Raw genomic sequence first — 13262 nt, forward strand, 5'->3', positions numbered from 1 at the left:
CAGCGCGGCTCAGCGCGCCCAGTGGAACTTGCGGTCCGATTCCTTGATGGGCTGGTCGTTGATGCTCGCGAAGCGCCTCTGCATCAGGCCGTTCTCCGCGAACTCCCAGTTCTCGTTGCCGTGGCTGCGATACCACTGGCCCGCGTCGTCGTGCCACTCGTACTCGAAGCGCACCGCGATACGGTTGTCCATGAAGGCCCAGAGCTGCTTCTTCAGGCGGTAGTCGAGCTCGCGCGCCCACTTGCGCGAAAGGAACTCCACCACCTGCTCGCGGCCGTTGACGAACTCGGCGCGGTTGCGCCATTCGGTGTCGGGCGTGTAGGCCAGGCTCACGCGAACGGGGTCGCGCGAGTTCCAGGCGTCTTCGGCGGCCTGCACCTTCTGCGTGGCGGATTCGAGGGTGAAGGGCGGCAGCGGCGGGCGTGATTCCATGGCGGTTCTTTCGATCGAGGTTGAAGGGGAATGCGCCGGAATGTGCCACATGTAGACAGACCTGTCTACATGCCTACAATCGCGCCATGGACATCTCCTCCATCTCCGAACTACCGGCGCGCGAGCGCATCCTTCGCACCGCGCACGACCTCTTCTACGCCGACGGCATCCGCGCCACGGGCATCGACCGCGTCATCGCCGCATCGGGCGTCACCAAGGTCACCTTCTACCGGCACTACCCCTCGAAGGACGACCTGGTGCGGGCCTTCCTCGATCACCGCCACGGCCTGTGGATGGCATGGTTCGTCGATGCGCTCGGCCGGCTCGGCGCGCAGCAGCGCATCGGCGGCGGCCAGGCGCTGGAGGTGCTGGCCGACGCCATGGCCGAATGGTTCGCCGACCCGGCCTTCCGCGGCTGCGCCTTCATCAACTCGGTGGTCGAGGTGGGCGGCAGCGTGAGCGGCGCGAGCGACATCTCGCGCGAGCACAAGCGCGAGATGGTCGAGGTGATCGCCGGGCTGCTGCCCGAATCGCTGGAAAGCCCGCGCCGCATGGCCGTTGCGCAGGCCGCCGCGCTGGGCGTCGACGGCGCCATCGTCAAGGCGCAGATGGGCGGCGCCGCGCTCGCGCGCGAAGCGGTCGACGACCTGCGCCGGCTGCTTCAGGCGCTGGCAGCGACGCTGCCCGCCTCGGCAGCCGTCACTTCACGACCATCAGCGTGAACGGCCACACGTAGGCTTGCAGCGTCACGTATAAGCCCACAAGGCAGGCCAGCGCGATGGAATGGAAGAACACGTAGCGCAGGATCTCGCCTTCGTGGTTGAACCAGCGCGTGGCGGTGGAAGCCACCACGATCGACTGCGCATCGATCATCTTGCCCATCACGCCGCCCGAGCTGTTGGCCGCGCCCATCAGGTTCGGGCTCAGGCCGAGCTGGTCGGCCGCCACCTTCTGCATGCCGCCGAAGAGCACGTTCGATGCGGTGTCGGAGCCCGTGAGCGCCACGCCCAGCCAGCCCATCAGCGTGCCGAAGAAGGGATACAGCACGCCGGTGTTGGCGAAGGCCAGGCCGAGCGTGGTGTCCAGCCCCGAGTAGCGCGTGAGCGTGCCCAGCGCGAGCATCAGCACGATGGTGAGCAGCGAGAACTTCACCAGCCACAGCGTGCGGCCGTAGGCGGCCACGAGCTGGATCGGGTTGTACTTCATCACCAGCCCGCCCACGAGCGCCGACACCAGGATGCCGGTGCCCGTGGCCGAGAGCAGCAGCAGCTGGTAGACGGCGCCCTCCTTCGTCGGCTTGGGCACCACCGGCGCCACCTTCTCGACCATGTTGTGCAGCCCGTCGATCGGGAAGCTCGGCGCGAAGATGCCGTTGAGCCAGGTCTTCACCGAGGGCAGGCCCCAGATGAACACGAACACGGTGAGGATGAGCCATGGCGTCCAGGCGCGGATCACGGCGGCGCTGGAATGCTTCGTCGGCGCGACGGCCGCGGAGGCCTCGCCGCCATCGGCCTCGTGCCCCTTGAGCGACACCGAGGTCCAGACCTTCTTCGGCTTCCACACGCGCAGGAACGCGACCAGGCACACCATCGAGACGATCGCCGCGATGATGTCCACCAGCTCCGGCCCGATGTAGTTCGACACCAGGAACTGCGGAATCGCGAAGGACACGCCCGTCACCAGGATGGCCGGCCACACCTCCATCATTCCCTTGCGCCCCGCGAAGGCCCAGATGAGCCAGAAGGGCACCAGCAGCGAGAAGAACGGCAACTGCCGCCCGATCATCGCGGTGACCGCCATCAGGTCGTAGCCATGCACCTTGGCCAGCGTGATGACCGGCGTGCCCAATGCGCCGAAGGCCACCGGCGCGGTGTTCGCGATGAGCGAGAGCCCCGATGCCGCCAGCGGCGAGAACCCGAGCCCGATGAGGATGGCCGCGGTGACCGCCACCGGCGTGCCGAAGCCCGCCGCGCCCTCGAAGAAGGCGCCGAAGGCGAACGCGATGAGCAGCAGCTGCAGGCGCCTGTCTTCCGTGATGCCGGCGATGGAGTCCTGCAGTATCTGGAAGCTGCCGTTCTGCTGCGTGAGCTGCTGCAGGAAGATGATGTTCAGCACGATCCAGCCGATGGGCAGCAGGCCGGTGATGCCGCCGAGGAAGGCGGCCTTGCCCGCCATGTCGGCCGGCATGCCGAAGGCGAACACCGCGATGAGCACAGCGCTCAGCAGGCCCAGCCCCGCCGCATAGTGCGCCTTGACGTGAAGCAACCCGAGGCACACCAGCATCACCACCACCGGTATCGCGGCCAGCGCCGTCGATACGATCATGTTGCCGAAGGGGTTGTAAACCTGTTGCCAGACCATGCGCTCGTCTCCTGTTGTTTTGGGAATTCTTCTGAGCCGGTGCTTCGGCCGGGGCAGGGCCGGAAGCGTTCGATACCATCCTACCCCGCTACCCCTTCCGACAAAAGATGGTTTCTCCGCGTCTCCCCTCGACACAGGGCCTGCAGGCCTTCGAGGCCGTCGCACGGCTGCGCAGCGTGAACCTCGCGGCCGAGGAGCTCGCCGTGACGCCCAGCGCCGTGAGCCACCGTATCCGCCAGCTCGAGCTGCTGCTCGGACTCAAGTTCTTCACCGGCAGCGACTTCAGCCTCAGCGCCGACGGCATGGCCTACCTGGCGCGCGTGCGCGAGGCCATCGCTGCGTTGCGGCAGGTGCCGGGGCGCGAGCCCGAGTCGCAGGTGCGGCGGCTGCGCGTGGCGGTCACGCCGACCTTCTCGCGCCAGATGCTGCTGCCGCGGCTGGCGCGCTTTCGCGACGCATACCCGAACATCGAGCTGATGCTGCAGGTGACCATGCCGGTGCGCAACACCACGGCGGAAGAGGCCGACATCGAGCTGCGCTTCGGCACCGGTCCCTTCCATGACCGCGAGTTCGCCCAGCTGCTGGCCGACGACGTCTCGCCGGTGTGCAGCCCCGCCTACCTCGAACGCCACGGCCCCTTCGGAGGCTTCGAGACCGACGCCGAGGTGTCGCGTGCGCAGCTGCTGCGCACGCCGCTGGAGTCGTGGCGCACCTGGTTCAAGGCCTGCGGCATCGGCCTGCCCGAGCCCGCCACGGGCCATCAGTTCAACGACCTCGGGCTGGCGCTGGATGCCGCGGCGGAAGACTTCGGCGTGGTGCTGATGCACCTGCGCCTGGGCAGCGCCTGGCTCGACAACGGCCGGCTGGTGCGGCTGTCGCGGCGCAGCGTGCCCTCGCCCAACGCCTACTTCCTGTGCTGGAAGCCCGGCGCCATGGAGCGGTGGGAGTGCGCCACCTTCGTCGAATGGCTGCGCGAGGCCTTGCGCGAGCGCGCGGCCTGATCAGGCTGTCGGGCTGAATTTTTTTCAGCAGCAGGGCCGGCTTTTTTCAGGTGGCGCCCCGCCCTGCCTGCAGATAATGGCCGGTTAGCTTCCGCCGATCCACCAAGAGAACCCGCCAGGAGACCGCCCGTGCCCGACCTTTCCAAGATCACCAACATCGAAGACCTGCGGGTGATCGCCAAGCGGCGCGTGCCGAAGATGTTCTACGACTACGCCGACTCCGGCGCGTGGACCGAGGGCACCTACCGCGCCAACGAGAGCGACTTCCAGAAGATCAAGCTGCGCCAGCGCGTGGCGGTGAACATGGAGGGCCGCTCGCTGCGCACCACCATGGTCGGCCAGGAAACCGCGATGCCCGTGGCCATCGCCCCCACCGGGCTCACCGGCATGCAGCACGCCGACGGCGAGATCCTCGGCGCGCGCGCCGCCAAGGCCTTCGGCATTCCCTTCACGCTGTCCACCATGAGCATCTGCTCGCTGGAAGACATCGCCGAGAACACCGGCCGCCATCCCTTCTGGTTCCAGCTCTACGTGATGAGGGACCGCGACTTCATCGAGCGCCTGATCGAGCGCGCCAAGGCCGCCAACGTGACCGCCCTGCAGCTCACGCTCGACCTGCAGATCCTCGGCCAGCGCCACAAGGACATCAAGAACGGCCTCACCGCACCGCCTAAGCCCACCCTCAAGAACCTCATCAACCTCGCCACCAAGCCGCGCTGGTGCATGGGCATGCTGGGCACGAAGCGCCGCACCTTCGGCAACATCGCGGGCCATGCCAAGGGCGTGAAGGACCTGTCGTCGCTGTCGTCGTGGACCGCCGAGCAGTTCGACCCCGCGCTGAGCTGGGCCGACGTGGAGTGGATCAAGAAGCTCTGGGGCGGCAAGCTCATCCTCAAGGGCATCATGGACGTGGAGGACGCGCGCCTCGCGGCCTCCAGCGGCGCCGACGCGCTCATCGTGTCGAACCACGGCGGCCGCCAGCTCGATGGCGCGCCCTCCTCCATCGCGGCGCTGCCGGCCATCGTCGATGCGGTGGGCAGCGAGATCGAGGTGTGGATGGACGGCGGCATCCGCAGCGGGCAGGACGTGCTCAAGGCCCGCGCGCTGGGCGCCCGCGGCACGCTCATCGGCCGCAGTTTCCTCTACGGCCTGGGCGCCTTCGGGCAGGAAGGCGTGACGCGCGCGCTGCAGATCATCCAGAAGGAGCTCGACATCACGATGGCCTTCTGCGGCCGCACGAACATCGACGAGGTCGACTCGAGCATCCTGCTGCCGGGTACCTTCTGAGCTAGCACCCGAGCCCCCCCCGGAAAGCCATGTCGGAGGGAGGCCGATGCGGCATCGGCCGACACGCGCGCGCCACATGCCGGCGCAGAATGTTTTGGAAACAACACATTGCCTGCACGGCACAAGAAGGCACCATGAGCGCAGTCACGCCTACCTCGGGAGGCCCAGCGGCCTCTGCTTCATCTCCCCCGCACTACACGGCCGAAGAAAAACGCCACCGCGTCTTCGCGATCATGGCGGCCTCCTGCGGCAACCTGGTCGAATGGTTCGACTTCTACGTGTACGCCTTCTCGGCGCTGTACTTCGCGCCGGCCTTCTTTCCCAAGTCCGACCCCACAGCGCAACTGCTGAACACCGCGGGCGTGTTCGCGGCGGGCTTCCTCATGCGGCCCATCGGCGGATGGCTCTTCGGCCGGCTGGCCGACCGGCTGGGGCGCAAGACCTCGATGCTGATCTCGGTGACGATGATGTGCGGCGGCTCGCTGGTCATCGCCTTCCTGCCCACCTATGCGCAGATCGGCGCATGGGCGCCCTTCCTGCTGCTGGTCTGCCGGCTGTTCCAGGGCCTCTCGGTGGGCGGCGAATACGGCACCACCGCCACCTACATGAGCGAGGTGGCGCTGCGCGGGCAGCGCGGCTTCTTCTCGTCGTTCCAGTACGTCACGCTGATCGGCGGACAGCTGCTCGCGGTGCTCGTCATCGTGGTGCTCGAGCAGTTGCTGACCGAGGCCGAGCTCAAGGCGTGGGGCTGGCGCATTCCCTTCGTGATCGGCGCCATCGCCGCGGTGGTGGCGCTGCTGCTGCGCCGCACGCTGCACGAGACGCAGACCGACGAGGCCAGGAAGAACAAGGAGGCCGGCAGCATCGGCGGCCTCTTCAGGCACCACACGCCGGCGTTCCTCACGGTGCTGGGCTACACGGCCGGCGGCTCGCTGATCTTCTACACCTTCACCACCTACATGCAGAAGTACCTGGTGAACACGGTGCACCTGCCGATCAAGACGGCGAGCTACGTGATGACCTGCGCGCTCTTCGTCTACATGTGCATGCAGCCGGTGTTCGGCGCGCTGTCGGACCGCATCGGGAGGCGCAACAACATGCTGCTGTTCGGCGGACTCGGCGCGTTGACGACGGTGCCCATCCTCACCGCGCTGCAGCACACCACGAGCCCGGTGCTGGCATTCGTGCTCATCATCGTGGCGCTGGCCATCGTGAGCTTCTACACCTCGATCAGCGGCATCGTGAAGGCCGAGATGTTCCCGCCCGAAGTGCGCGCCCTGGGCGTGGGGCTGGCCTACGCGGTGGCAAACGCGATCTTCGGGGGCTCGGCCGAATACGTGGCGCTGGGCCTCAAGTCAATGGGGCACGAATCGGCCTTCTTCTGGTACGTGAGCGCGATGATGGTCATCGCCTTCCTCGTGAGCCTGAGGCTGCCGAGGCAGGCGAGCTACCTGCACCACGATCACTGAGGCGGGCAATAAAAAAGGGGCTATTCCGCCCCTTCCAGCCGCTGTGCCACCTGCTGCTTGCCTAGCCCTCGCACGGCCGCGAGGCTCAGCAGCTGCGCGGCCCTGGGCCTGGCCTTGCCCTGTTCCCAGTGATAGATCGTCTGGCCGGAAACGCCGACCAGCTTTCCGTAGGCGGCGGCGGAGATGCCCAGCTTCGCGCGATGCGCAGCCAGGCGGCCGGCGCTGAACCTGCGCTTGGGACCTTCATCGCCGGAATCGTCCGGTGCGCTCGCCCGCACGCCGCGGGAGGTGCCCTTGGCGACGTTGCGCAGTTCCTTTTCCAGCGAACTGATCTGGCGGCGCAATGCCGCAATGGCCGCACGATGGTGAACCGATGCCTTCTTGAGGGTTTCCATTTCCGCGCGAACTTCCTTGCGGGCGACGCGCGAGATCTCGGATTTAAGAATGGATGCAATGTTTGGCATGGCCGGCATTGTGCCCAGTAAATGTAAACCCGGGCAAAAAACCGAAGCTCGATCAAACTTGAATCTTTTGATTACAAGCAGAAGATTTGCTGCATCGCGGTCCATTTCTCGCCTTCCGGCGTCCATGGCGTGGGTGCCTGGAACTTCCACATCAGCTCTTCCCACTGCCTGATCTTCGGATCGGTGCGCGTGGCGAGCGCCATTGCCTGGGCGTCGTAGCGGGCGTCGTCGGTTTCCATCAGCATCACCATCCGCGTGCCGATCCGATGGATTTCCATGGCCGTCACGCCATGCGAATCCAGATGCGCGCGCACCTCGGGCCAGATATCGCGGTGATAAGCCTCGTATTCGGCGATCAGTGCCGGGTCGTCTTTCAAATCGAGAGCAAGGAAATGGCGCATGCACAACTCCAGTCAGGACTGCGAAGCGATCAGGTCAGCGCACGGTCCAGGTGCGTGTAGCCGCCATCCACGAACACCCATTGACCGGTCGTGTGCGAGGCCCGCTCCGACAGCAGGAACACGACGTTGCTCGCGATCTCCTCGGGCGTGGTCATGCGGCGGCCCAGCGGGATCTTGTCGGTGATGTCGGCGAGCTTGCGGTCGGGCTCGTCGAAGGCGGATATCCAACGCTGGTAGAGCGGCGTCATCACCTCGGCCGGGATCACCGCGTTCACGCGCACGCCGTCCTCCAGCAACGAGGCGGCCCATTCGCGCGTGAGCGACAGCTGCGCGCCCTTGGCCGCCGTATAGCCGCTGGTGTTGCCCTGCCCCGTGACCGCCGTCTTCGACGAGATGTTGACGATGGCGCCCCTGCTCGCCTTCAGGTGCGGCAGGCAGTGGTGCGCCATCACGTAGCAGTGGATGAGGTTGCGCTCCAGCGAGGAGACGAATGCATCGCGCCCCGCCTCCAGCCCCACGCTGTCGTTCACGCCCGCGTTGTTGACCAGCCCGTCGATGCGGCCGAACTCGGCAGCCGTGTCGGCAACGGCCTTGGCGCAGGCAGCCTCTTCCATCAGCTCCAGCTGGAAGAAGCGCGTGCGCGGCTGCAGCCCGCGAAGCCCTTCCTCGAAGGACGCATCGAGCGGGTTCTTGCCGAGGATCACCGGCACCGCGCCTTCCTGCGCCAGCGTCGTCGAGATGGCCGCGCCGATGCCGCTGCCGCCGCCGGTGACGATCACCACCTTGTCCTTCAGATGCAGGTCCATGTCGTGCGATGCCTTTCCTTATCCGCGAAAGCGGTACTGCTCCAGCGATTGCGCCTTCATCTCGATGGAGAAGCCCGGCCGCTTCGGCGGCAGGTAGGCCGCATTGCGGACTTCGCAGGGCTCCACGAAATGCTCGTGCAGGTGATCGACGTACTCGGCCACGCGGCCCTCGCGAGTGCCGGAGATGCAGAGGTAGTCGATCATCGAGAGATGCTGCACGTACTCGCACAGCCCCACGCCGCCCGCATGGGGGCATACGGGCAGCTTGTACTTCGCGGCCATCAGCATCACCGCGAGGATCTCGTTCACGCCGCCGAGGCGGCAGGCGTCGATCTGCACCACGTCGATGCCGCCGCGCATGATGAACTGCTTGAACATGATGCGGTTCTGGCACATCTCGCCCGTGGCCACCTTCACGGGCGAGATGCCCTCGCGGATCCTGCGGTGGCCCTCCACGTCGTCGGGGCTGGTGGGCTCCTCGATGAACCACGGCCTGGCGAAGGCGAGCTGACGCACCCAGTCGATGGCCTGGCCCACCTCCCAGACCTGGTTGGCGTCGATCATCAGGTGCCGGTCCGGCCCGAGCACCTCGCGCGCCACCTTCAGGCGGCGAATGTCGTCCTGCAGGTCGCGCCCCACCTTGAGCTTGATGTGGCCGAAGCCCGCGTCGATCGCCTCCTGCGCGAGCCGCCGCAGCTTCTCGTCGGGGTAGCCCAGCCAGCCGGCGGAGGTGGTGTAGCAGGGGTAGCCCTCGGCCTTCAACGTGGCGATGCGTTCCTGCTTGCCCTTCGATGCCTCGCGCAGCAGCGCGAGCGCCTCGTCGGGCGCGATGCAGTCGGTGATGTAGCGGAAGTCGATGCAGCGCACCAGTTCCTCGGGCGACATGTCGGCCACCAGCTGCCACACGGGCTTGCCTTCGGACTTGGCCCACAGGTCCCACATCGCATTGACGATCGCGCCGGTCGCGAGATGGATCGCGCCCTTGTCGGGGCCGATCCAGCGCAGCTGGCTGTCGGAGGTCACGTGCCGCCAGAAGCGGCCCATGTCCTCGGCCACCCATGCGAGGTCGAGCCCCACAACGAGATGCCGCATGGCCTCGATGGCCGCGCAGCAGATCTCGTTGCCGCGGCCGATGGTGAACGTGAGGCCGTGGCCCTCCAGCCCGGGCTGGTCGGTCTCGAGCACGACGTAGGCCGCCGAGTAGTCGGGGTCGGGGTTCATCGCATCCGAACCGTCCAGATGCTGCGAGGTGGGAAAGCGCACGTCGAGCACGCGCATGGAGCGGACGATGGTCATTTGAATCTGTCTGGAGGGATCGAAGGGAGATCGGACAGCCGAGCGCAGGGGGCGCGAAAGACGAAATCGAGAAATGATCTGCAGTCTTTTTGAGGCCTTTGCGCACCTCGACTTTGTTCTGTGTTCGGCTGTGCTTGCTCCGCCTAGTCGTAAAGCACCGCCGCAATCTTGGGGTCGGCGATGTTGGTCTTGTCGTACCAGAAGAAGCCGGTGTCGACGATCTTCGGCAGCTTCTCGCCCTTGATGGCCTTCACCGCCATCTCGACGGTCTTGTAGCCCATGCCCACCGGGTTCTGCGTGATGGCGCCGGCCATGCTGCCGTCCATGATCGCGTTCTTCTGCTGCTTGCCCGAGTCGTAGCCGATGACCACGACCTTGCCGGTGCGCTTCATCTCCTTCACGCCGTTGACCACGCCGATGGCCGAGCCCTCGTTGGCGCCGAAGATGCCCTTGATGTTGGGCGACGCCTGCAGGATCGACTTGGTGATCTCGGTGGACTTCAGCTGGTCGCCGCCGCCGTACTGCACGCTCACGATCTTGATGTTGGGGTAGGTCGACTTGATGCGGTTGACGAAGCCGTCGCGCCGGTCGACGCCGGTGCGGCTGGTCTGGTCGTGCACCACCAGCGCCACCTCGCCGCTCTTGCCGATGAGCTCGGCCATCTTGTCGGCGGCCAGCGCCGCGGCGGCCTTGTTGTCGGTGGTGGTCGTGGTGACGGGAATGTCGCTGTCCACGCCCGAGTCGAAGGCCACCACCGGGATCTTCGCGGCCTGCGCCTTCTTCAGCAGCGGAATCGCGGCCTGGCTGTCGAGCGCGGCGAAGCCGATGGCCTGCGGCTTCTTGGCGAGCGCGGCCGAGAGCATGTCGATCTGCTTGTCGACCATGGCCTCGGTCTCGGGGCCCTCGAAGCTCACCTTCACCTTCAGGTCCTTGGCGGCCTGCTCGGCGCCCTGCTTCACCGCCTGCCAGAACTGGTGCTGGAAGCCCTTGGACACGAGCGGGACGTAGACCTCCTGCGCCTGCTGTGCCTGCGCGAACGCCGACACGCTGGCAAGGGTCGCGCCCAGCGCGCAAGCGACGACTGTTCTTCTCTGGATCATGCGATGTCTCCTGTGGTTGTGGGGGAACGAACGGATCGGGGAGGCAGGAAGGAAGGCAGGAAGTTCAATGCACCTTGCTGCCGCTGCGGCGGCGCAGGATGTCGGCGTACACGGCCAGGATGATGATCACGCCCGTGACCACCGTCTGCCATTCCTGCGCGACCGACAGGATGCGCAGGCCATTGGTGAGCACGCTCATGATGAAGGCGCCGATGATGGTGCCCACGATGGTGCCGGTGCCGCCGCTGAGCGAGGTGCCGCCGATGACCACCGCCGCGATGGCGTCGAGTTCGTAGCCCTGCCCCAGCGCGGGCTGCGCCGAGTTCAGCCGCGAGGCGATCAGCAGCCCCGCGATGCCGCAGATGCCGCCGCTGACCGTGTAGACCACGATCTTCCAGAAGTCGGTGTTCACGCCCGACAGGCGCACCGCCTCCTCGTTGCTGCCGAGCGCGAAGGTGTAGCGCCCGAGCAGGGTCCTGTTGAGCACGATGCTCGCGGCCACCGCCACCAGGAAGAGGATCAGCACCGCGTTGGGAATGGGCAGCGCCGGAACGATGTCGCCGATCAGCGAGTCCTGCGAGATGGCGGTGAAGCCCGGCGTGTCGTTGAAGTAGATCGGCTTGGTGCCCGAGATCACCAGAGACAGGCCCTTGAGCAGCATCATCATGCCCAGCGTCGCGATGAAGGGCGGGATCTTCAGCTTGGCGATCAGCAGGCCCGAGACGAAGCCGCTGAGCGCCCCGAAGAAGATGGCCGCGCAGATGCCCAGCCACAGCGGCATGCCCATGTAGGTGAGCACCACGCCGGTCATGACGGCGCAGAAGGTCATCAGCGTGCCCACCGAGAGATCGATGCCCGAGGTGATGATGACGAAGGTGCAGGCGATGGCGAGCACGCCGTTCACCGCGGTCGACTGCAGAATGCCCACGAGGTTGTCGGCCTGCAGGAACTGCGGCGAGGCGAAGCTGAAGAACACCATCAGCACGACGAGGCTGGCGAAGGCCAGGAGCTTCTGCCGCGTGGCGGGACGCAGGAGCCGGTCCTTCAGCGACTTCGGCGAGAAGCCCGGCGCAGCGGCGGTGGTGGTCACGGTGGGGGTCGTCAAGGGCAGTCTCCGGTCGTGTTCAGGGGGCGGCTTGTGCGGTCTCGCGCCGGGTGGCGAGCTGCATGATCTTTTCCTGCGAGGCCTCGCGCGCCGAGAGTTCGCCGGTGATGCGGCCCTCGCACATCACGAGCACGCGGTGGCTCATGCGCAGGATCTCGGGCAGCTCCGAGGAGATGATGACGATGGCCTTGCCCTGCGCGGCCAGTTCATTGAGCAGGCGGTAGATCTCGGCCTTGGCGCCCACGTCGATGCCACGCGTGGGCTCGTCGAAGAAGAGCACGTCGCAGTCGCGCAGCAGCCACTTGGCGATGACGATCTTCTGCTGGTTTCCGCCCGACAGCAGCCGCACCTGCTGGCGCACCGACGGCGTCTTGATGCCGAGCTGCCGCACGTAGCGCTCGCCGGCCGATGCCAGCGCCGCCTGGTCGACGAAGAAGCCTGCCGACAGGAAGCGCTTCATGCTCGCGAGCGCGATGTTGGTCTCGACGTCCATGCCGGTGGCGAGGCCGAAGTGCTTGCGGTCTTCCGAGAGGTATCCGATGCCGTGGGCCACTGCGTCCTGCGGCGAGGCGATGGCTGCCTTCCGGCCCTTCACGAAGACTTCGCCCGCGTCGATGCGGTCGGCGCCGAACACGGCACGGGCCAGCTCGGTGCGGCCCGCGCCCATGAGCCCGGCAAAGCCCAGGATCTCGCCGCGCCGCAGCACGAAGCTCGCGTCGCGCACCATGCCGCCCCTGCGGATGCCCCTGGCCTCCAGCACCACTTCGTTGGCGGAGGTGTCGGGCATCTCGTGCTCGGCCTCGGCGAGCTGGCGCCCGACCATCATCGCGATGAGCGTGTCCATCGGCGTGCTCGCCATCGGCACGGTGGCGATGTACTGGCCGTCGCGCATCACGGTCACCCGGTCGGCGATGCGCTTCAGCTCATCCATCTTGTGTGAGATATAGACGACGGCAACGCCGCGCGACTTCAGCCGCGCGATGATGCGGAACAGGTCGGCCACTTCCTCGTTGTTCAGCGCGGCGGTGGGCTCGTCCATGATCAGCACGCGCGAATCGAACGACAGCGCCTTGGCGATCTCCACCATCTGCTGCCGGGCCACCGTGAGCTCGCCCACCGGCGTGCGCGGGTCGAGCTTCAGGTTCATGCGCTCGAAGATGCGCTGCGCCTCGCAGCACATGGCTTCCTCGTCGATGAAGACGCCGAAGCGCCCGCGCGGCTCGCGGCCGATGAAGATGTTCTGCGCGGCGCTCAGGTGGTTCATCAGGTTGAGCTCCTGATGGATGATCCCGATGCCCAGCGCCTGCGCGGCGCGTGGGCTTTCGATGTCGACCGGCCGGCCGTCGAGCAGCACCTCGCCCGAATCCTTGCGGTACACGCCCGCCAGCACCTTCATCAGCGTGGACTTGCCCGCGCCGTTCTCGCCCATGAGTGCATGCACTTCGCCGGGCAGCAGCTCGAATTGCGCCCTGTCGAGCGCGCGCACGCCGGCGAAGGACTTGCTCAGGTCGCGGATGGTGACGATGGGTTGCATGGCTGT

At 66.6% G+C, this 13262-nt stretch carries 13 protein-coding genes; 4 read left to right on the forward strand and 9 right to left on the reverse strand.

The features are described 5' to 3' along the window. Window positions 1-9: 9 nt before the first annotated feature. Window positions 10-432, reverse strand: a complete 423-nt coding sequence (locus G369_RS0111770; protein ID WP_019654201.1) for a nuclear transport factor 2 family protein — start codon at window positions 430-432, stop codon at window positions 10-12. An 86-nt stretch (window positions 433-518) separates the two neighbouring features. Between G369_RS0111770 and G369_RS0111775 the strand changes: the two genes are divergently transcribed. Continuing rightward, window positions 519-1154 (forward strand): TetR/AcrR family transcriptional regulator, encoded by a 636-nt coding sequence (locus G369_RS0111775; RefSeq protein ID WP_019654202.1) that lies wholly within the window; start codon window positions 519-521, stop codon window positions 1152-1154. Here the strand turns inward: G369_RS0111775 and G369_RS0111780 are convergent. Beyond that, window positions 1132-2793, reverse strand: coding sequence for an L-lactate permease (locus G369_RS0111780; protein ID WP_019654203.1), 1662 nt, complete (start codon window positions 2791-2793; stop codon window positions 1132-1134). The genes G369_RS0111775 and G369_RS0111780 overlap by 23 nt on opposite strands. A 107-nt stretch (window positions 2794-2900) precedes the next feature. Between G369_RS0111780 and G369_RS0111785 the strand changes: the two genes are divergently transcribed. The 3 genes from G369_RS0111785 to G369_RS0111795 all read left to right on the forward strand — a co-directional run bounded on the left by G369_RS0111785 (window position 2901) and on the right by G369_RS0111795 (window position 6550). Further along, entirely contained in the window at window positions 2901-3794 is an 894-nt protein-coding gene (locus G369_RS0111785) for a LysR substrate-binding domain-containing protein (RefSeq protein WP_019654204.1), read from the forward strand. Between the two features lie 129 nt (window positions 3795-3923). Further along, window positions 3924-5081 carry an alpha-hydroxy acid oxidase gene (locus G369_RS0111790; RefSeq protein ID WP_019654205.1) on the forward strand — a complete coding sequence of 386 codons (1158 nt, stop codon included), beginning with the start codon at window positions 3924-3926 and terminating at the stop codon, window positions 5079-5081. Between the two features lie 134 nt (window positions 5082-5215). Continuing rightward, window positions 5216-6550, forward strand: coding sequence for an MFS family transporter (locus tag G369_RS0111795; RefSeq protein ID WP_019654206.1), 1335 nt, complete (start codon window positions 5216-5218; stop codon window positions 6548-6550). A 20-nt stretch (window positions 6551-6570) separates the two neighbouring features. Here the strand turns inward: G369_RS0111795 and G369_RS0111800 are convergent, their stop codons facing one another. From G369_RS0111800 to G369_RS0111830, 7 genes are all read right to left on the reverse strand, one after another. Beyond that, window positions 6571-7014, reverse strand: a complete 444-nt coding sequence (locus G369_RS0111800; RefSeq protein ID WP_020723045.1) for a helix-turn-helix domain-containing protein — start codon at window positions 7012-7014, stop codon at window positions 6571-6573. A gap of 71 nt (window positions 7015-7085) precedes the next feature. Continuing rightward, on the reverse strand, window positions 7086-7415 hold the full coding sequence (locus G369_RS0111805) for an L-rhamnose mutarotase (protein ID WP_019654208.1): 330 nt from the start codon (window positions 7413-7415) through the stop codon (window positions 7086-7088). A gap of 29 nt (window positions 7416-7444) precedes the next feature. Continuing rightward, the gene (locus tag G369_RS0111810) at window positions 7445-8221 is read right to left on the reverse strand and encodes an SDR family oxidoreductase (RefSeq protein WP_019654209.1); all 777 of its coding nucleotides are present in this window, start codon (window positions 8219-8221) and stop codon (window positions 7445-7447) included. 18 nt (window positions 8222-8239) lie between these two features. Further along, window positions 8240-9517 carry an L-fuconate dehydratase gene (locus G369_RS0111815; protein ID WP_019654210.1) on the reverse strand — a complete coding sequence of 426 codons (1278 nt, stop codon included), beginning with the start codon at window positions 9515-9517 and terminating at the stop codon, window positions 8240-8242. A 143-nt stretch (window positions 9518-9660) separates the two neighbouring features. Further along, on the reverse strand, window positions 9661-10617 hold the full coding sequence (locus G369_RS0111820) for an ABC transporter substrate-binding protein (protein WP_019654211.1): 957 nt from the start codon (window positions 10615-10617) through the stop codon (window positions 9661-9663). A 64-nt stretch (window positions 10618-10681) separates the two neighbouring features. Further along, complete coding sequence (locus tag G369_RS0111825) at window positions 10682-11722, reverse strand: ABC transporter permease (protein ID WP_019654212.1); 1041 nt, start codon at window positions 11720-11722, stop codon at window positions 10682-10684. Between the two features lie 19 nt (window positions 11723-11741). After that, on the reverse strand, window positions 11742-13256 hold the full coding sequence (locus G369_RS0111830; protein WP_019654213.1) for a sugar ABC transporter ATP-binding protein: 1515 nt from the start codon (window positions 13254-13256) through the stop codon (window positions 11742-11744). Window positions 13257-13262 lie beyond the last annotated feature (6 nt).

The sequence above is a fragment of the Variovorax atrisoli 110B genome, from assembly GCF_000382045.1.
Classification (GTDB): Bacteria; Pseudomonadota; Gammaproteobacteria; order Burkholderiales; family Burkholderiaceae_C; genus Variovorax; species Variovorax atrisoli.

What these genes read in the sequence shown, in the direction of transcription:
- G369_RS0111770 (WP_019654201.1), bottom strand. Translation starts at nt 432, where the DNA reads ATGGAATCACGCCCGCCGCTGCCGCCCTTCACCCTCGAATCCGCCACG.
- G369_RS0111795 (WP_019654206.1), top strand. Translation starts at nt 5,216, where the DNA reads ATGAGCGCAGTCACGCCTACCTCGGGAGGCCCAGCGGCCTCTGCTTCA.
- G369_RS0111805 (WP_019654208.1), bottom strand. Translation starts at nt 7,415, where the DNA reads ATGCGCCATTTCCTTGCTCTCGATTTGAAAGACGACCCGGCACTGATC.
- G369_RS0111800 (WP_020723045.1), bottom strand. Translation starts at nt 7,014, where the DNA reads ATGCCAAACATTGCATCCATTCTTAAATCCGAGATCTCGCGCGTCGCC.
- G369_RS0111815 (WP_019654210.1), bottom strand. Translation starts at nt 9,517, where the DNA reads ATGACCATCGTCCGCTCCATGCGCGTGCTCGACGTGCGCTTTCCCACC.
- G369_RS0111785 (WP_019654204.1), top strand. Translation starts at nt 2,901, where the DNA reads ATGGTTTCTCCGCGTCTCCCCTCGACACAGGGCCTGCAGGCCTTCGAG.
- G369_RS0111775 (WP_019654202.1), top strand. Translation starts at nt 519, where the DNA reads ATGGACATCTCCTCCATCTCCGAACTACCGGCGCGCGAGCGCATCCTT.
- G369_RS0111830 (WP_019654213.1), bottom strand. Translation starts at nt 13,256, where the DNA reads ATGCAACCCATCGTCACCATCCGCGACCTGAGCAAGTCCTTCGCCGGC.
- G369_RS0111820 (WP_019654211.1), bottom strand. Translation starts at nt 10,617, where the DNA reads ATGATCCAGAGAAGAACAGTCGTCGCTTGCGCGCTGGGCGCGACCCTT.
- G369_RS0111810 (WP_019654209.1), bottom strand. Translation starts at nt 8,221, where the DNA reads ATGGACCTGCATCTGAAGGACAAGGTGGTGATCGTCACCGGCGGCGGC.
- G369_RS0111780 (WP_019654203.1), bottom strand. Translation starts at nt 2,793, where the DNA reads ATGGTCTGGCAACAGGTTTACAACCCCTTCGGCAACATGATCGTATCG.